This window comes from Paenibacillus sp. MMS20-IR301 (genome assembly GCF_032302195.1).
Taxonomy (GTDB): Bacteria; Bacillota; Bacilli; order Paenibacillales; family Paenibacillaceae; genus Paenibacillus_AQ.
Genome location: NZ_CP135275.1, coordinates 4,152,427 through 4,171,390, shown reverse-complemented (window position 1 = coordinate 4,171,390; position 18,964 = coordinate 4,152,427). Strand labels below are relative to the sequence as shown.

Annotated in this window: 13 protein-coding genes; 11 read left to right on the top strand and 2 right to left on the bottom strand. The window is 48.8% G+C overall.

The window, feature by feature from the left end:
- Positions 1-310: 310 nt before the first annotated feature.
- From LOS79_RS17870 to LOS79_RS17850, 5 genes are all read left to right on the top strand, one after another.
- On the top strand, positions 311-8,065 hold the full coding sequence (locus LOS79_RS17870) for a SpaA isopeptide-forming pilin-related protein (protein WP_315411414.1): 7,755 nt from the start codon (positions 311-313) through the stop codon (positions 8,063-8,065).
- A gap of 243 nt (positions 8,066-8,308) precedes the next feature.
- Positions 8,309-8,857 carry an RNA polymerase sigma factor gene (locus tag LOS79_RS17865; protein WP_315411413.1) on the top strand — a complete coding sequence of 183 codons (549 nt, stop codon included), beginning with the start codon at positions 8,309-8,311 and terminating at the stop codon, positions 8,855-8,857.
- A complete protein-coding gene (locus LOS79_RS17860) occupies positions 8,854-9,321 on the top strand; it encodes a zf-HC2 domain-containing protein (protein ID WP_315411412.1) in 468 nt (155 codons plus the stop codon). Before LOS79_RS17865 ends, LOS79_RS17860 begins: the two co-directional genes overlap by 4 nt.
- A 99-nt stretch (positions 9,322-9,420) precedes the next feature.
- On the top strand, positions 9,421-9,918 hold the full coding sequence (locus LOS79_RS17855) for a hypothetical protein (RefSeq protein ID WP_315411411.1): 498 nt from the start codon (positions 9,421-9,423) through the stop codon (positions 9,916-9,918).
- 19 nt (positions 9,919-9,937) lie between these two features.
- Positions 9,938-11,026 carry a DUF4097 family beta strand repeat-containing protein gene (locus LOS79_RS17850; protein ID WP_315411410.1) on the top strand — a complete coding sequence of 363 codons (1,089 nt, stop codon included), beginning with the start codon at positions 9,938-9,940 and terminating at the stop codon, positions 11,024-11,026.
- A 90-nt stretch (positions 11,027-11,116) separates the two neighbouring features.
- On the opposite strand, the gene LOS79_RS17845 is transcribed toward LOS79_RS17850, so the two are convergent.
- Positions 11,117-12,097: an aldo/keto reductase gene (locus LOS79_RS17845; RefSeq protein WP_315411409.1), complete on the bottom strand. Its 981-nt coding sequence runs from the start codon at positions 12,095-12,097 to the stop codon at positions 11,117-11,119.
- 126 nt (positions 12,098-12,223) lie between these two features.
- Between LOS79_RS17845 and LOS79_RS17840 the strand changes: the two genes are divergently transcribed.
- From LOS79_RS17840 to LOS79_RS17815, 6 genes are all read left to right on the top strand, one after another.
- Positions 12,224-12,982, top strand: a complete 759-nt coding sequence (locus LOS79_RS17840) for a hypothetical protein (protein ID WP_315411408.1) — start codon at positions 12,224-12,226, stop codon at positions 12,980-12,982.
- A gap of 155 nt (positions 12,983-13,137) precedes the next feature.
- Positions 13,138-14,220: a 3-isopropylmalate dehydrogenase gene (gene leuB / locus LOS79_RS17835; protein ID WP_315411407.1), complete on the top strand. Its 1,083-nt coding sequence runs from the start codon at positions 13,138-13,140 to the stop codon at positions 14,218-14,220.
- A gap of 214 nt (positions 14,221-14,434) precedes the next feature.
- Entirely contained in the window at positions 14,435-14,974 is a 540-nt protein-coding gene (locus LOS79_RS17830) for a peroxiredoxin (protein WP_315411406.1), read from the top strand.
- A 227-nt stretch (positions 14,975-15,201) separates the two neighbouring features.
- Complete coding sequence (locus LOS79_RS17825; protein ID WP_315411405.1) at positions 15,202-15,609, top strand: hypothetical protein; 408 nt, start codon at positions 15,202-15,204, stop codon at positions 15,607-15,609.
- A 333-nt stretch (positions 15,610-15,942) separates the two neighbouring features.
- Positions 15,943-17,046 carry an ATP-binding protein gene (locus tag LOS79_RS17820; protein WP_315411404.1) on the top strand — a complete coding sequence of 368 codons (1,104 nt, stop codon included), beginning with the start codon at positions 15,943-15,945 and terminating at the stop codon, positions 17,044-17,046.
- 144 nt (positions 17,047-17,190) lie between these two features.
- Entirely contained in the window at positions 17,191-18,726 is a 1,536-nt protein-coding gene (locus tag LOS79_RS17815) for a leucyl aminopeptidase (protein ID WP_315411403.1), read from the top strand.
- Between the two features lie 91 nt (positions 18,727-18,817).
- Here LOS79_RS17815 and LOS79_RS17810 read toward each other — a convergent pair whose 3' ends face one another.
- Positions 18,818-18,949, bottom strand: coding sequence for a hypothetical protein (locus LOS79_RS17810; protein WP_315411402.1), 132 nt, complete (start codon positions 18,947-18,949; stop codon positions 18,818-18,820).
- Positions 18,950-18,964: the final 15 nt, after the last annotated feature.

The window sequence follows — 18,964 nt, the reverse complement described above, 5'->3', positions numbered from 1 at the left end:
TCAACCTAAAACCTGTAAATTAGCCATTCGATCAGCAGAAATAGTCTGCTGGCTGAATGGTTTTTTTATGTAAGTTAAAATATGGGATTCATTTACAGTGATTTATCAGTGATTTATCAGTGGGAGTGTTTACTATGAGATTTGTCATTCTTACGACTTTTAAATTTTTCGTCTGTCAATTTTGCAAAATTTCAGGAGGTTTTAAACGAGAAAGAGCGAATTTACATAGTTGATCAGACGCTTTTGACAATTTTTACATGTCCGGCACTAGAGAAAAATATAAAGGGAAGAGGGAGATGTCTTGAGATTAATGAAAAAGAAGAAATGGGCTATGTGGCTCGGGGGATTATTACTTGCAATACTAGTCGCTAATTCTATGGGCTTCTTTTCCAGCATCAATGCAGCTAACGGAGAAACCCCGATTACTGAAAATATTATTAAATCCGTCACATTATCCGTGTACGAAAGTGATGGCACACAGGTTACTGATACTGTATATAAGATCGATTCGACCATTAGGCTGGATTTGACCTATGAGCTGCCGGAGGATGAAGATAACAATCCGATCTATACAGGGAATTCTACATATACCTATAAGCTTCCTGATCAATTGCAAATTGATAAAGAAATGACGGATAAATTGTATTTCAATGATTCTCCAACTGGCGATGTCGGAACTTATACTGTAAAAACTGACAACACAGTTGTATTTAACTTCAACAATATTAGTGATTATTACTCACAAATAAAAGGTACCTTCTGGGTGAAAATTAAACTCAGCCAGACTAGAACCACCGGTAGTACCGTACAGGTGCTTCCTTTCCCGATCTCTGGGAATCCTGATTATGCAATCACCATCCAAATTAAACCTGAAAAAGGAAGTGTGATTACCAAATCGGGGATACCTCTGCCGCAAAAGTATAATGCGAATAAAATCGAGTGGACGGTAGATGTCAACACACTCTTAAATAAGCTTAGCGATGCAGCAATCACAGATACGATGCTGAATGGCCAGGAACTGGATCTTACTTCGATTGCTGTATATCCGCTGGCGGTAAAAATTAACGGAGACTTGACCCCGGGCAGCCAGCCGGTCAGTGCAGGGCTTTACAGCATAGATGGCAGCGATAAAGATAAATTAAATATTAAATTTAACTATCCGGTCAGCGAAGCTTACCGGGTGAAATTTACAACGAAGCTCCCCGTAACGGAGACGACAACTTATACTAACAAAGCCATTCTCACTGCTAATGGTACCAGCCAAGGCGAGGCAAACGGATCAGTTGGTATTGAGCTGGGCCAGACCCTGGAGAAGATTGGCGGATCATATGATTTAGCTGATGAGTCCATTAACTGGGAGATCAGATATAACTACAATGAGAAAGCCATTACGGCGGACAAGGCGGTTCTAAAGGACTATTTTAATAAAACCCAGGATTTAGTGGATAGTTCAATTGTTATATATAAAATGAAGATCAGCTCAGACGGAACTGCTACTAATGATGGAACTTTAGTAAGAGATACGGATTATACCATCACTACTTTAACGGATAGAGTGGGTACTCAGAACGGTTTCCAGATTAGCTTCAATAATGATATCCAAAACGCATACAAGATCATTTACAATACAAAATCGAACATCCGTGTTTATGAGAAACAGACCATTACGAATGAAGTCAATTACAATGGTATAAAGAAAACGGCTGACGTCAGTACTGCACAACAAATTTTGACTAAGCAGGATGGTTATGATATAGACTACGAGAATAAAACCGTAAAATGGACGATTAAAATTAATGAAGACGAGAAAACAATGAGTAATCTGGTATTGACGGATACATTTAATCTCGGCGGACTGAAGCTGATTGGATTGCCGAATGCTTCTCCCGACTATTCAATTACTCCGGTAGGAAGTACATTTGGTAAAAATGATGGCTTTATAATAACTTTTAATAAGGTTATCAATCAGCCTTATACAATTACGTACACTACCAATTTTGATCTTTACAGCTTAACAAGCGGTAAGACTTTTGAGAATACCGCATCCATTAATTGGACTGAGAATACATCTGGCTCACCTTATACCTCGATAGGTAAATTCGATCCTGATATCAAGGTTAAGAATAACGGCTTGAAGACAGGCAGCTATGATGTGCTGAGCAAGCAGATTACCTGGAAGGTTGGAGCGAATTATAACAAGCGAGTGCTGCCTGCAGGTGCTTACCTGGTTGATACGCTTCCTGCAAGCCAGATTTTGTCCGGGGACATTACAGCAATTAAGGTGTATAAGCTGACTTATGGTGCCTCAGGCAGCCCTCAGCCGGGAACTCCTGTAGATTCAGCGGATTACACTGCAAGCTTGATTGACAACGGACAGAAGCTTAGAGTTGAATTCACGAAACAAATCGACTACGCCTTCTATGTGGAATTCAAAACTAAGTTTAAAGATGACGACGTTAATCTGAAAACCGTGACCAATAGTGCAACATTGTACAATGCAGGAAATACCGCGGTATCAGAAAAATTAACTGGAGATGCATCTGTAATACATGGTGGAGAATATATAGCGAAATCCGGAGCTGTTGATGGTTCTGATAATACGCTCGTAAACTGGCAATTGATCATTAACGCGAATCAGTCCAGGGTGGGCGGTGTACAGATTATAGATACACCAAGTACAAATCAGGTGCTGCTGCCGGAAAGCTTCCAGCTCTATACAACCCTAGTTAAACCAAATGGGGATGTGGAGCCCACTTCGACAACACTGGAAAAGGATAAAGATTATACTCTTGTTATCAGTACTGATTCCAGTGGGAACGACAGCTTTAAACTGACATTTAAGAATGAAATTGCTGAACCTTATATACTCAAGTACAAAACTGCTATTACCGCGGTAGATACTGTAAAAGTAACAAATTACGTGGCTTTTAGCGGATCGGGTTATACGCAGGTAAATACATCAACCTCAACCACCGATAGCGTGTTTATTAGTGAGAGCGGAGGCACGGGCAGCGGGATAAGAGGTTCACTCAAGCTGACCAAAACGAATACAGACAGCACGAAAGTTCTGGCCGGTGCCGAGTTCTCCTTGAAGCGAAAAGTAGGTACAGATTTGGTTGCTGTTACAGGATCATTTAAAAGTGATGCGAATGGTGTCATTAGCTTCCCGAATTTGCGGCTGGGTAAATATGTCCTGAAAGAAACCAAAGCACCAGCAGGATATATACTTGATACCACATCACGCCCGGTTACTATCAATTCAACAACACCAGCGGAACTGACTTTAACGAATGATCCTTACGGCTCATTTAAGGTTATCAAAGTGGATAAAGATGATGGGGCCAAGTTGCTTGCAGGTGCGAAGTTTGAGTTATTTAATGCCAGCAAAGTTTCATTGAATAAATTTGCTACTACCGGTGCTAACGGTGAAGCTGTATTCGCTGATGTGAAATTCGGAGATTACTTCATTAAGGAAGTAACCGCTCCATATGGATATGATCTGGATAGTACGATGCTGAGCGTGAAGATTGACTCGGAAGTGCTGAAGGTACTGGATCCTATTAAGAATACGGCAACAATAGGCTCACTTAAGGTCATCAAGGTAGATGCTGTCTCAGGGAAGAAGCTCGAAGGAGCGAAGTTCGAGCTGAGCAATACCAGCGGTGTTCAGGTTGCAGCAGCAACTACCAACGCCAGCGGTGAAGTTATTTTCCCGAATTTGAAGGTTGCGTCATACAAACTGGAGGAAGTCAAAGCTCCGGCCGGATACGATCTGGATGGAACAATCCGGAATATCTCAATTACCTCGAAGGATCAGCAGACGCTGGAGGTAAAGAATACATCAACTATGGGGTCACTCAAGTTTGATAAAGTAGATGCAGCAGATGCAACAAAGAAGCTTGCCGGAGCAAAGTTCGGGCTGTTTAATTCCAGTGATACTAAGGTTTATGAGGCTACTTCCAGTCCGAGCGGTGAAGTTATCTTCACTAATTTGAACCTGGGAGATTATAAACTGAAGGAAATTGAGGCTCCAGCCGGGTATGAGGTGAGTGCTTCAGTAATCGATGTCAAGATCTCGGAAAAGTCACAAAAGATTCTGGCCTCGTTCCCAAATAAAGCCAAAACGGGCTCTCTTAAGTTCCTTAAGGTAGATGCGGCTGACGGGACCAAGAAACTCGCAGGCGCCAAGTTCGATCTGTACAATGCTGTCACCAATGGTTTTGTTGCCTCTGTTATTACCGAAGCAAGTGGTGAAGTTATATTCACTGATTTGAAGTTCGGGGATTACAAGCTGGTGGAAGTTACTGCTCCAACCGGATATGTATTGGATTCCACAGTGCGTAATATCAAAATAGATTCGACAACTCAGTTGGTGCTGGGCCCAATCAAGAACACCAAAACCGTGGGTTCACTCAAGCTGAGTAAGGTAGATTATAGTAATGTAAATAAGAAGCTTGCCGGAGCAGAATTCAGACTCACGAATACCAGTACAAATGTGGCGGTAACGGATATAACGAATTCCGATGGTGAGATTGAATTCAATAATCTGAATCTGGGGGACTACACTTTGGTGGAAACCAAGGCCCCGTACGGATATGATTTGGATGCAAGGGTACGTAATGTCAAGATTGTTTCGGATGTTCAGCTGGTTCTGACCCCAATTTCGAACATAGAAACCATAGGCTCGATTAAGCTGGTTAAGGTCGATGCAGCGGACGCTGCGAAAAAACTGGAAGGAGCAGTGTTCAAGCTCACAAATTCCAGTAAGACTGTGATAGGTACGAAGACTACCAATGAATTTGGGGAAATTGTCTTCGACAATCTGAAGGTCGGAGTTTATACACTTGAGGAGATCGGGGCTCCAGCCGGATACGACCTGGATGGAACACCACAGAATATTACGATTGATTCCAAGGTACAGAAGGTACTGGATCCGATTAAGAACCAGGAGACTTTAGGCTCGCTTAAGCTCGTGAAGGTGGATGCGGCTGATTCAGCGAAGAAGCTTATCGGAGCCGAGTTCAAGCTCACCAATATCATCAGTGGTAAGGCAGTAACAGATACAACCAACGGTGATGGTGAACTGGTATTTAAAGATTTGAAGCTGGGCAAATATACCCTGGAAGAAACTAAGGCGCCAGCCGGATATGATCTGGATGCTACGGTACACAACATCACGATTAGTGCAAAGGCGCAGCAGGTGCTTGATCCGATTAAGAACGTGGAAACCTTGGGTTCACTCAAGCTCGTGAAGGTGGATGCAGCTGATGGCACGAAGAAGCTTGAAGGCGCAGAATTCAAACTGACGAATACGGCCACCAAAACGGTAGTAACAGGTACTACCAAGGAAAATGGCGAACTGGTATTCAGTGATTTGAAGCTGGGCACATACACGCTGCAGGAAACTGGAGCGCCAGCCGGATATGATCTGGATGCTACGGTACGCAATATCACGATTACTGAGAAGGCGCAGCAGGTGCTGGCTCCGATTACAAATCAGGAAACGCTGGGCTCGCTCAAGCTAGTGAAGGTAGATGCAGCTGACAGTGCGAATAAGCTTATCGGAGCCGAGTTCAAGCTCACGAATACGACTACCGGTAAGGTAGTAACTGGCACTACCAAAGTTAATGGTGAACTGGTATTCGAAGATTTGAAGCTGGGCAAATATACCCTGGAAGAAACTAAAGCACCAGCCGGATATGATCTGGATGCTACGGTACACAACGTTACGATTAGTGCAAAGGCGCAGCAGGTGCTTGATCCGATTAAGAACGTGGAAACCTTGGGTTCACTTAAGCTCGTGAAGGTGGATGCAGGAGACAGCACGAAGAAGCTTATCGGTGCAGAATTCAAACTTACGAATACGGCCACGAAAACGGTAGTAACAGGTACTACCAATGCTGATGGTGAAATTATTTTCCCTGATTTGAAGCTGGGGTCATACACGCTGCAAGAAACTGAAGCGCCAGCCGGATATGATCTGGATGCCACAGTACGCAACATCACGATCACTGAGAAGGCGCAGCAGGTGCTTGCTCCAATCACGAACCAGGAAACCCTGGGTTCACTCAAGCTGGTGAAAGTGGATGCGGCTGACTCAGCGAAGAAGCTTATCGGAGCAGAGTTCAAGCTCACGAATACAACTACCGGTAAGGTAGCAACAGGTACAACCAATGTTAATGGTGAACTGGTATTCAACGATCTGAAGCTAGGTGCGTATACGCTGCAGGAAACTGAAGCTCCGACCGGATATGATCTGGATGCTACGGTACACAACATTACAATCAGCGGGAAAGCCCAGCAGGTACTCGCTCCAATCAAGAACGTGGAAACGCTGGGTTCACTCAAGCTCGTGAAGGTGGATGCAGGAGACAGCACGAAGAAGCTTATCGGTGCAGAATTCAAACTTACGAATACGGCCACGAAAACGGTAGTAACAGGTACTACCAATGGTGATGGTGAACTGGTATTCAATGATTTGAAGCTGGGGTCATACACTCTGCAGGAAACTGAAGCGCCAGCCGGATATGATCTGGATGCCACAGTACGCAACATCACGATCACTGTGAAGGCGCAGCAGGTGCTGGCTCCGATTACGAACCAGGAAACCTTGGGCTCACTCAAGCTCGTGAAGGTGGATGCGGCGGATGATGCGAAGAAGCTTACGGGAGCAGAGTTCAAACTTACGAATACAAGTACTGGTAAAGTAGTAACAGGCACTACCAATGTTAATGGCGAACTGGTATTTAATGATTTGAAACTCGGTGCATATACGATGCAGGAAACCGAAGCACCAGCCGGATATGATCTGAATGCGGCTGTACGCAACATCACAATCAGCGGAAAAGCGCAGCAGGTGCTGGCTCCAATTAAGAACGTGGAAACCTTGGGGTCACTCAAGCTAGTGAAGGTGGATGCAGCTGATACGGCGAAGAAGCTAGCCGGAGCGAAATTCAAGCTCACGAACTCCAGCAATGTTGTGGTGGCAACGGGCACAACTAATGCCAGCGGTGAAATTATTTTCCCTGATTTGAAGCTGGGGTCATATACCCTGCAGGAAACCGAAGCGCCAGCCGGATTCAATCTGGATGCTACGGTGCGCAATGTCACGATCAGCGGGAAGACGCAGCAGGTGCTGCCTCCGATCACCAACCAGGAAACCCTGGGTTCGATCAAGGTCGTTAAGGTAGCTGAAGGAAATGAGGCAAGAAAGCTTGCCGGAGCAGAATTTAAATTGTATGACTCCAGCAAGAATGTAGTTGCAACGGCTGTTACTGATGTAAACGGCGAGATTGAATTCAAGGACCTGAAGCTTGGAAAATACACATTGAAGGAAACGGTGGCTCCAACCGGATATTATTTGGATTCCACAGAGCGCAGCATTACAATTGATTCGAAGGTACAGAAGGTGCTGGATCCAATTACTAATAAAGACATACCGGCACCGACAGGAGCGCCAGGACCGAACCCCGGGGTTACTCCGACAGCTACTCCAGTAGGTACGGCAGCACCGGTTGCAACGGTTACGCCGGCTCCTTCAGCGACTGGGGCCCCGGGCACTACGGTAACTCCGGGACCAACTGCAGTTCCTACTGCAGCTCCTACGCAGCCTGCAACCAGCAGTGCTCCGGCGGTGACACCACAGGCAACATCGGCAACTACTGTCGAGGATATTCCGATTAATGGTGAGATTCCTCTGGGCGGTATTCCGGAAATTACCGTACAGCCTTCCCATGGTACAGTCGTAGTTACACCTGACGGCAAATGGACATATACGCCGGATCCAGGCTTCATTGGTAAGGATAAGTTCACAATTACCGTAACGGATGAAGACGGCAATGAGCAGGATGTAATTATTGAGGTTGGTGTTGATGAAGTGCCGACTGGCTCTGTAACCAACACTGATAACGGCACAGACACAGATTCGGGTGGCAAGACACTGCCTGGCAATCTCCCTAAGACAGGGGAAGACAGCCCGCTTCCGCTTTATCTGCTTGGCGGAGGATTGATTGTTGCCGGTATTGTTTTGGCCCGGAAGTTCAAGACACGCAACAAACCGGAATAAGCTGAAATAATAAGTACAAATTCACAGCTATGCACGGAAACCCGCCTGAAGCCATGCTTCGGGCGGGTTCTTTTGTATCCGGGGACAGCTGAAGGCCCCAAAAAAATGTAGAGATTTAAGGCCTATACAGGATATATTAAGGTAAGCTGAGGGACCGGATATTTTTCTAGAAAAAAAGTTGTGCGGGCTGCAGGGGTATCTGAAACTCCGGCGTCTAACGTTATGTAGCAGAAGGAGGGGAGAATGACTTTGGAAGAGACGGAGTGGATTGCTGCCGTGCTGAATGGCGAGCATCAGGCCTTCGGGCAACTGGTAACGCGCTATCAAGGCATGGTATACAGTGTATGCATCAAGATTACAGGAGAAGCCGAGTCGGCTAAGGATATGGCCCAGGAAGTCTTCATTAAAGCCTATAAGGCGCTCCCCTCCTTCAGAGGACAGTCTTCATTCTCTACATGGCTGTACCGGATTGCTTACCGGACCTGTCTGGACTGGAAACGGGCCAATGACCGGGAATGGCGGCATCGCAGTACAGCGGACTACACGGAAAATGACTGGGTGTCTTCACAGACGCCCGAGCAGACATTACTGCGCAAGGAAGCGTCCCAGGAGCTCGGTGAGAATTTGAACAGTCTGACAGAACCGTACCGGTCGGTTGTCCAGCTGTACTATTTTCAGCGCCACTCCTACCAGGAGATTGCTGATCAAAAAGGGATTTCGGTTAAAACGGTTGAATCGCAGCTCTATCGGGCCAGACAGATGATGCGTAAAAGTGGGGAGGAATGGCGATGAATTGTGCAACAGTAAAAGAATGGATGCCGCATTATATCGATGGCCAGCTGTCTCCTGAGGCGGATTACAGTATCCGCCAGCACATTCAGTCCTGTCCCGGCTGCGCGGAATGGCTGGAGGAGGCGCGCGGACTTGCGGCGCTCTGGAGTGATATGGAAGCAGAGCTCGGAACTGCAAGCCCTGAAGCAATGTCCCCGGACTTCCCTGATCTTACGGCGGATGTGATGGCGCAAATTGACCGTTTGGAGAACGGGCGCAGGGAACGGGTTATGAAATCAACGATGTCCAGACGGCGTACAGCACCGGGAACCTCCTGGATGCATTATGGTGTTGCCGTCGGATTAACTTTCCTGCTGCTGCAATTCGGTGTATTCGAACATCTTGCTTATGGGATTACGGAAATTAACGGGCAAATGTCCAGTTCCGTCAGTACCTGGTTTAACCCGCAAAGCAATAATCCGTAAAAAATCAAGGCCGTCCCGGTGCATTATGACTGGCCGAGCCTGTGTGGAATAGAGCTTCACTTCAGGAGTACATGTTCAAAATTTAGGAGGATGTTATCAATGATTAAAAAAAGACGCTGGCTCACTTTTCTCCTGGCAATGATTCCGGGACTCGGACATATGTATTTAGGCTTCAAAAAAATGGGCCTGGAGTATATGATTGGAGCATCACTGTGTATTATCTTCATTCCGTCCATGCCTGCGGTATTTCCGTTTGCCCTGGCAGCACTCTGGTTCTACCAGTTATTCGATGCTTTGCAGAAGGCAGCCTGGATGAAGCTGTCTGCTGCCGAGCATGAACGGATGATGTTTCATCCGGACAGCTTCGGAGCGCCTTGGACGATGGGGATGACAGCTCCGCCGATGTATCCGCATGATGATGTTAATCCGGTCTGGGTCGGCATTGGCTGCGTTACCGCCGGTATTCTGCTGATGCTGATCACTGCATTCCCGGCGCTCTGGGCAATACTTAACGATCTGAATATCGGAGCGATCCTGCTGTCCCTTGCTCTGATCGGTTATGGTCTCAGAATGCTGAAGAACAATTCAAAAGTATAGCGAAATGGGGAAATGAACTATGGGGAGATGGAAAATCGGCAGCTTTACCGCCGCAATCGGCTGCATAGTGCTGGGTGTTATTGTAGTACTCGCACAGTTCAATTTTATTAACTATGATGTGATTGGTTATTTGTGGCCGGCTCTGCTTATCCTGTTCGGACTTGAGATGCTGCTGAGGCTCTTCATTAAATCGGATGCCAAGAGCCGTGTCAGCGGCTGGGCGGTTGTCCTGATTATCATTCTTGTAGGTGCAAGCGGTGTGCAGAATGCGCTGGCAGGCGGTTCCCTGAGCAGCATTATAGGGAATACGGCGCTTGCTCCGGTCAGCGGGTCGGTTGAGGTACAGCAGGATATCAAGAATGTGAAGATTGAGCTGCCCAGCGGTAAAATCAAGCTTGAAGGCGTGGCAGGTAACACGCTGGACTATGAAGGAAAGCTGGAGCTGCCGGGCAAAACGGAGAGTGAGGCGGCCAGCGCACTTGAGCGTAAGTGGAAAGTGACAGTTGAAGGCGACACGCTCATCATGGAGCTGGAAAGCGATTCGAACTGGCTGTCGAATATCCAGATCGGCTTCAATATCAAAGATCCATATCTGAATGTCAGCATTCCCGGGAATCTGGCTGTAGAAGTGGAGACCAGCAACGGAACGGTTGAAGCGGCTAACTTAACAGGCGGACTGGATGTCGATACCAGCAACGGAACGATGGATATACATGATATTACCGGAGGTGTGAAGGCGCACACCAGCAATGGCACAGTGAATGTTCAGAATGTACAGGGCGAAGTGGAGCTGGTGAGCTCTAACGGGGCAATCACGCTCGGTAATATTGACGGCTCACTGTCTGCCAAGAGCAGCAACGGTAAGATTACAATCAATTCTGCAGTTACCGGTGAATGGGAATTGAAATCAAGCAACGGTAAAATTATAGCCGGGCTGCCGGCGGTAACGGATGCGGAGATTACTGCGGATACCAGCAATGGTTCGCTTAAGGGCAATGTTACCTGGGACGGCGATGAGAATCATGGCACAGTTGTGCTTGGCGGCGGAACACATAAGGTAAGCCTATCGACCAGTAACGGATCTGTGACGGTAGATACAGCAGAGTAAAATGCATAAAGAGCTGTTATCCGGAATTTGCCGGAGAACAGCTCTTTGTCGTACTAGTATGAGGCTTAACGTGAGGCTGTTATGTCTTGTTTACCAGGCATAAGCCTTCGGGGCGGCTCCGCCGGGTCCCGGGAAAATCTCATCCAGCCGTTTCAGCACGGAGCTGTCCAGAACGGTCTCGAGGCTGCGCAGTGCGCTTTCGAATTGCTCCAGCGTGCGCGGTCCAATGATCGGAGCGGCCACGGCAGGGTTGGCCAGCAGCCATGCCAGAGCAATGGTGTCCTGCGGCTCACCAAGCTCAAGGCTCAGCTCGGCGAAAGCCTCCAGCTGGCTCTTATGCTGCTCTATACGCTCGGCGTTGCCGCCGCTGCGGCTGCCCTCAATCTTCTTCAGGGCATTTCGGCCAAGCAGTCCGCCGTCCAGCGGACTCCACGGAATGATGCCCAGCCCCAGGTGCTGGGCTGCAGGAAGGACCTCAAGCTCCGGCAGCCGGCAGGTCAGGCTGTATTTATGCTGCTCGGATACCAGCCCCAGGAAACCGCGTGCCTTCGCTTCCTGCTGGGCAATAGCAATATCCCAGCCGGCGAAGTTGCTGGAGCCGACATAACCGATCTTGCCCTGATGGACAGCGAGCTCAAAGGCGCCCCACAGCTCGTCCCAGGACACGTTACGGTCAATGTGGTGCATCTGGTAGAGCTCGATGTGATCGGTCTGCAGACGCCGCAGAGAGCCTTCCAGATGGCGGCGGATAATATAGGAGGAGAGGCCGGCCTCGTCGTTCGGGCCATCCGACTTGTCACTCATGGCGCCGTAGACTTTAGTGGCCAGCACCACCTTTTCGCGGCGGCCTCCGCCCTGCTTGAACCAGCGGCCGATAATAGTCTCAGTGAGGCCCGAGTTCTCACCCCATCCGTAAATGTTAGCGGTATCAAAAAAATTAACGCCTGCGTCCAGTGCAGCATCCATAATCCGGAAGGCTTCCTTCTCATCGGTGCTTGGACCGAAATTCATCGTGCCCAGGCAGAGACGGCTGACCTTCATGCCTGATTTGCCAAGCTTGGTATATTGCATTCATGATCACTCCCTGAAATAAGATAGGTTAACGGTTGTGCCCAACAATTGCATACTAATTGTAAACAACTTAAGAATCAAGAGCAAACTGTGAGGGAGCAGTTATCGCGTTAGAGGAGGTTTAGCGTGGGCGTTGTATTCATATTGGCAGTTTCCATTCTGTATCCGGTGCTGCTGTATAAGATGCTCCGGTCTATCCATAACAGAAGCCGCCTGAGAATATATTGGATCCTTGTGCCTTTATGTCTCGCCAGCAGTATTTCAATCCCGTTTCTGTATTCATTCATCAAAGATCCCGGGGTCTTATTGTCGCTGGCGGCTATGATTGACTACTCAGTGAAATCCGGATTTATGAGCTTTCTTGTCATTCCTTCATTTGTGACTAGTCTGCTGTGTGCGGTATATGGCTACATGCGCGGCAGTAAAAGGTTAATTCCGATCATGTCTGCAGTAATTCTTGCAGGATTGGCGGGATTGCTGTTCTCGGGCGGGCTTATCAACCGGTTGATGTACGAACCTCCCATCCGCTGGGAGAAGGTAGCCGCAGATGAGGTTGCGGGGGCGGGAATGTGGATCTATGGCGATGCAGCGAAGGGTGAGCGGCGTTATATAGATCTAAATGAGCAAGAGATAAACCAAGTCTGCTCTATGCTCAATCTGGTACAGGAGAGTCAAGCCACTGAGGTCCGCAATGACGAAAATAGCCTCGTTGCAGACATTGGCATTAGCCTCGCATCAGATAGGGATATGTCTGTTCATATCCAATACGATAACCGGAACGTATACGTGAAAATCAACAAAAAAAGGAATCAAAAGCAATACCATATTGAGTCCGCAGAGTTAAAAGCCTTCTTCGACTATAAGCTGTACAGGTTAAACCAGTAATCTCTTTCAGGCTATCCGGTGCTTATCAAGGCCTATAGCTTTTGCCTATCAGCTCAATAGAATCTGTATCTTTGTCCTTTGCCCGCCATTATGATACAACAATATACAGAAGAACTATGTCTGCGAGCAGCAGGACTACCTAAGGAGTGACTGAAATGAGCGAGGTTAAAAAGATCGCCGTAATTGCCGGGGACGGTATCGGACCTGAAGTTGTGGCTGAAGCGGAAAAAGTATTGAAGAAGGCAGAAGAAGTGTTTGGCTATTCGTTTGAAACAGAGCATGCGCTATTTGGGGGAATTGCGATTGATGAACGGGGAACACCGCTGCCTGAGGATACGCTGCAAATCTGCCGCAATGCCGATGCAGTACTGCTTGGAGCTGTAGGCGGACCGAAATGGGACAATAACCCGAAGGAGCTGCGTCCGGAAACAGGACTGCTGGGCATCCGCAAAGCGCTGGGACTGTTCTCCAATCTGCGTCCGGCAGTTGTCTTCGATTGCCTGAAGGATGCTTCAACGCTGAAGCCGGAAGTGCTGGAGGGTACGGACCTGATGGTAGTGCGCGAGCTGACCGGGGGGATTTACTTCGGAGACAAGCTGCGCCGTCAAGGCGAGCATGGGGAAGAAGCAGTGGATACCTGCGTGTACAATGTAACTGAGGTGGAACGGATTGTCCGCCAGGCGTTCGAAATTGCCGGCAAACGCCGCAATAAGCTGGCCAGTGTCGACAAGGCGAACGTGCTGGAAACTTCCCGCCTGTGGCGTGAGGTGGTAAACAGAGTGGCGCCGGAATACCCGCAGGTAGAGCTGGAGCATGTACTGGTGGATAACTGTGCAATGCAGCTGCTGCGCCGTCCTTCAAGCTTCGACGTCATTGTTACCGAGAACATGTTCGGAGATATCCTCAGCGATGAAGCAGCAATGCTGACAGGCTCCATCGGGATGCTGGCATCAGCTTCACTGGGAGAAGGCAGCTATGGCCTGTACGAGCCGGTGCATGGCTCTGCGCCTGATATTGCCGGCCAGGGACTGGCGAATCCGATCGCTACGATCCTGTCGCTTGCCCTGATGTTCCGCCTTACCTTCGGTTACGAGGAGGCTGCAGCGGCCATTGAGACAGCTGTAGCTGAAGTGCTGGATGCCGGCCACCGGACCAGCGATATTGCTGTAGACAAGAGCAAGGCAATCAGCACTACTGAGATGGGCGATCTGATTGTGGCAGCTATCCGCAAAGCCTAGTTCTACCACATAGAGCCTCTTTTGACGCAAAAGGAAGAAAAACTTCACAAAATGTTGCTTATTTATAATTATTATAAAAAAGTAATGAGTGTAATATTGACTTTGATTTTGTACGATGATAACATTTGTTCTGTAGAAGCAAGAAAGTAACCATCCATCAAAATCAGAGAAAAGCATAATGTTTTTCTTACATAATCAAAGGAGGATTTAAGCAATGGCAGAACGTTTGGTAGGTAAACCAGCCCCTGATTTCTTCATGGAGACAGTAACGGGCGACGGTAAGGATTTCGGTAAGGTGAGCTTGTCCGACTATCGCGGTAAATGGCTTGTATTCTTCTTTTATCCGCTTGACTTCACATTTGTATGTCCAACTGAAATTACAGCCCTGAGCGATGCGGCAGCTGATTTCGCTGAGCTTGATACAGAAATTCTTGGTGTGAGCATTGACTCAATCCACAGCCACAAGGCTTGGCTTACAACACCTAAGGATATGAACGGTCTCGGCCAGATCAACTTCCCGCTTGCTTCCGATATTACGAAGAAGGTTGCCAGTGATTACGGCGTCCTGATCGAAGAAGAAGGTATTGCACTCCGCGGATTGTTTATCATTGACCCGGATGGCGAACTGAAGTATGAAGTGGTTAACCACAACGATGTAGGCCGCAGTGTAGAAGAAACCCTGCGCGTACTGCAGGCTCTGCAATCGGGCGGACTGTGCGCTATGAACTGGAAGCCGGGCGACAAGAACCTGTAAGCTGCCGGTGACTCATCAGCCGCGATCTTTGAGATACGAAGAGAACCTCCTTGCGGGAGTATTTCCCGGCAAGGGGGTTTTTTGCACCAAACAGCCTATAATCCCGGACAAGCCGTTTGAAAATGGGCATAAAGGTTAATGAATAGCGGCGGGTAGAGGAATCTATCCGGCCGGCCTGTAATACAATAATACGAAATCAACGAAAATACCAAGGAGGGTGAACAAAAATGAGCTTTTGCTGTGGAGCGAGTATGGTTGGAACGAAGGGAACCCTAAAGCATTATCGCACGCAAGTCCATAATGTTCCCCTGCTTTTTTGTCCGGTATGCCACCGGGTAGAGGTCCATTACAAAGTCGAGAATGAATATGAAATACTGGCGGAATATGCCCATGGCGACGGCGTTACGGATGTTGATTTCCAGGATTATGTAATGGAAGATGAGGAAGCGATCTTCGAGAACGTTATAAATATAGAAAGTGAAGATCCGCTTGCCATCGTACGCAGCCAGATTGATATGTCACTGGACCTGCTGGCTGTAGCCAAGCAGATCGGTGATACGAAGTGGGAGCGTGAGCTGAAGAAACGGCTGGCAGTGATGAGTCAACGGCGCCACCGGCTCCAGCAGAAAGCCTGAGATTACATGGGCGGAGCTTAGCTTCAATGTCTGTTATGAGAGAGCCTTCGCGGTCTGCGGAGGCTCTTTTCATGTGTATTTTCATGAAACAAATCATTCTAATAATATTTAATGTGTCCTAAGAATCATTTTAAGAAAATTTCCTTCATTCGACAGTTTCTCTGATTGCGTTGTCTTCTTCTCTTGGATATGATTGGAATATAGTTGAAACGGTTGGATAATATAATACGATTTCCGAATGTTCTGGCGGCTTCGTCATATACTCAAATACATAGTAATTTGATGTCGCTTAAGCGTCTTCGTCAATTGCAGTAAAAGGGGGAACTTCGTATCGTGATAAGCCAATATCAGGAAAGCTTGCTGTTACCGGCAAGAACGTTTCAATCTGGTCCAATGGATACTACATATGAGGATGTACTGGAGCATATCGACAGCGGAATTTTACTTTTTGATGATGAGGGTGTGCTGACTTTTGTTAACAAGCAAATGTACGGCATACTGGAGCTGAGCCGCCATTCGCTTCTCGGCTGCACTCTGACCCATTTGTTATCCCATATCAAACTCAGCCGTTTCAAGAAGAAGCAGGTATTGCGGAGCTATCGTGAAATGGTCCTCAAAGGTAAGCCAAGCTATGAATTTGTAGATGAATACGGCCGGTATTGGCGTGCTTCGCTCTGCAGCGGAGAGCAGATGAAAGGCTGCTATCTGTTTACCCTTAAGGAGATCTCTGATTACAAGCTGATTGAACAGACTGCATACCAGAATGACAGCCTTGCAATGCTAGGCAAATTATCGGCCTCCATTGCCCATGAGATCCGCAACCCGTTAACAGCCATCCGCGGTTTCATCCAGCTGCTGCATCCTCACCTGCATTTGCTCGGTAAAGAGGAATATGCCAAGATTATATTAGCTGAAATCGACCGTGCCAATGACATTATTCATGAATTTCTGACCTCTTCCAAGCCTTCTGCCCCGCAGGTTAGCATGATTCCTGTCTCAGCGCTGCTCAAGGAGGTAGTACTGCTTACAGAGAGTGAGGCACTGATGAAGGGCTGCCAGATTAATCTGCAGGTACTGCAGGATGATCTGTTCATCTCAGGTGACATCAAGCAGATGAAGCAGGTTGTTCTGAATATGATCAGAAATGCAATGGAAGCGATCTCGGAGAGAGCGGATGATTCGGCCGGCAGAATAGAAGTAGGAGCACGCAAAGAAGGGGCGGAGGTCAGGATCTTCATCTCTGATAATGGCAAAGGGATGGACGTCTGTACACTTGACAGGCTGTTCAACCCTTTTTTCACCACGAAGGAGAATGGAACAGGACTCGGGCTTTCGGTCAGTGACCGGATCATCAAGAATCACGGGGGCTGCATCTCGGTCAGCAGCAGGGTGAATGAAGGCACCCGGTTCGTAATCTCACTGCCGCTGATGCATTGAGGACAGAGGAGAGGTATTCCGGAGACAAGCCGGTTATAATAAATATACTTAAGGGCTGATTCCTGCGGTGCACGGACAAGTGCGGGAGATCAGCCTTATCTGCGTTATCTGCAGTCGATGAACGATCCATTGGAGGGATGAAGCATGAATATTGAATGGGGCAGTGGTACAGACCCTGCTTTGCTGGAAGGCGATGCCTTATGCTTCATAATCTCGGAAGCACAGATACAGGGCGAAGGAATCCCGGCAGAATGGGCTGGACGGCTCAGCCGGCTGTCCGGAGCCGGGCTGTTCAGCGGGAAGCCGGGCCAGATCTATATCCTGCCTGTGCTGGACCGGCCGGAGCTGCCGGTTATCATCCTGGCGGGAAGCGGCGATGGCCGGCTTGGCATGCAGGAGCTGCGCCTGCTCATGGCGCAGACAGTCCGGGCGGCTGCCAGGCTGAAGGCAGCCCTACTAATTGTGGCGGTGCCGGATGAACTGCACCGCCAGTCTGCACTGACGGCGGAGAGCGCCGGGCAGGCCATTGCAGAAGGCCTGGTGCTTGGCGCGTACCGCCGCAGGCATTACAAGCTGGAGCAGCCGGCATACAGCGGGCCCGGCCGTGTGCGGCTGCATATGCAGCGGCAGAGCGAAGCGCTGGAGGATGCCTCCTGGAAGCTGGGCATCGCCCGGGGGCTGGCTTTGGGGGAGGCCACGAATCTGGCCAGGGAGCTGACCAACCTTCCGGGGAATATGCTGACTCCCTCGGGGCTTGCAGCAGCAGCTGTTGCAGTGGCGGAGCGTCACGGGCTTCCGGCCGAGGTGCTGGATGAACAGGAACTTGCGCTGAAGGGAATGGGAGGCCTGCTCGCTGTCGGCCAGGGCAGTAATCATCCGCCGCGGATGATTGCCATACGTTACCAGGGAGGAAGTGAATGGAAGGATGTAGTGGGACTTGTCGGTAAAGGCATTACCTTCGACACTGGAGGCATCTCGCTTAAGCGGGCACCGGGAATGGAGGACATGATTAGCGATATGGGCGGCGCAGCCGCTGTACTGGGTGTAATAGAGGCGCTCGGGCGCCTGCGCCCGCCGGTGAATGTGATCATGCTTATACCTGCTGCTGAGAATATGCCGGCAGCGAACGCATTCAAGCCCGGTGACATCATAACCTCACTAAGCGGAAGAACGATCGAGGTGCTTAATACGGATGCCGAGGGCAGAATAGTGCTTGGTGATGCCATCACCTATGCCCGTGAATGGGGAGCCGAACGGATCATTGACGTAGCGACGCTGACAGGCGCTGTGGTGTCCATTCTGGGCGATATAGCTACCGGAGCAGTAACTAATAATAGAGCTTTTCTGGAGGAGATTCTGGAAGCCGCCGGCTGCGCGGGTGAGCAGATCTGGGAGCTTCCGGCATATCCGGAGTTCCGAGAACTGCTGAAGAGCGATGTTGCCGATCTGCGTAATGCTGCGGGAAGATATGGCGGTGCCACTACCGCCGGCTTGTTCATCGGGGAGTTTGCAGAAGGGCTGCCCTGGGTTCATCTGGATATTGCCGGAACGGCCTTTCTTCCGAAGGAGCGCGGGGTGAATCCCAAAGGGGCAACCGGGGTGATGGTCCGTACCCTGCTGGAATATCTGCTGCGTTCAGCTGCCCGGCCCGGCATCAAGGCGGAGCAGCCCTTGTTATAACATAATAGCCGCAGGACTCCGGAACTCCGGGGACCTGCGGCTATTTGTTCAGACGGACATTTCAGCCCGCTGCGGCTTGCTCTATATAGTACTATCTTCTGGCCTTCATCTGTGAGGTGATGGATTGTACACCGTTCATGATTTTATCCCGGGTGCTCTTGTTCTTCAGCAAGTAGGCTGCTCCCAGGGCTACCGTAGTAATCAAAGTTTTCTTGGTGTTCATGGCAATTCCTCCTTG

What these genes read in the sequence shown, in the direction of transcription:
- LOS79_RS17865 (WP_315411413.1), top strand. Translation starts at nt 8,309, where the DNA reads ATGACTTTGGAAGAGACGGAGTGGATTGCTGCCGTGCTGAATGGCGAG.
- leuB (WP_315411407.1), top strand. Translation starts at nt 13,138, where the DNA reads ATGAGCGAGGTTAAAAAGATCGCCGTAATTGCCGGGGACGGTATCGGA.
- LOS79_RS17870 (WP_315411414.1), top strand. Translation starts at nt 311, where the DNA reads ATGAAAAAGAAGAAATGGGCTATGTGGCTCGGGGGATTATTACTTGCA.
- LOS79_RS17810 (WP_315411402.1), bottom strand. Translation starts at nt 18,949, where the DNA reads ATGAACACCAAGAAAACTTTGATTACTACGGTAGCCCTGGGAGCAGCC.
- LOS79_RS17850 (WP_315411410.1), top strand. Translation starts at nt 9,938, where the DNA reads ATGGGGAGATGGAAAATCGGCAGCTTTACCGCCGCAATCGGCTGCATA.
- LOS79_RS17815 (WP_315411403.1), top strand. Translation starts at nt 17,191, where the DNA reads ATGAATATTGAATGGGGCAGTGGTACAGACCCTGCTTTGCTGGAAGGC.
- LOS79_RS17845 (WP_315411409.1), bottom strand. Translation starts at nt 12,097, where the DNA reads ATGCAATATACCAAGCTTGGCAAATCAGGCATGAAGGTCAGCCGTCTC.
- LOS79_RS17860 (WP_315411412.1), top strand. Translation starts at nt 8,854, where the DNA reads ATGAATTGTGCAACAGTAAAAGAATGGATGCCGCATTATATCGATGGC.
- LOS79_RS17825 (WP_315411405.1), top strand. Translation starts at nt 15,202, where the DNA reads ATGAGCTTTTGCTGTGGAGCGAGTATGGTTGGAACGAAGGGAACCCTA.
- LOS79_RS17830 (WP_315411406.1), top strand. Translation starts at nt 14,435, where the DNA reads ATGGCAGAACGTTTGGTAGGTAAACCAGCCCCTGATTTCTTCATGGAG.
- LOS79_RS17855 (WP_315411411.1), top strand. Translation starts at nt 9,421, where the DNA reads ATGATTAAAAAAAGACGCTGGCTCACTTTTCTCCTGGCAATGATTCCG.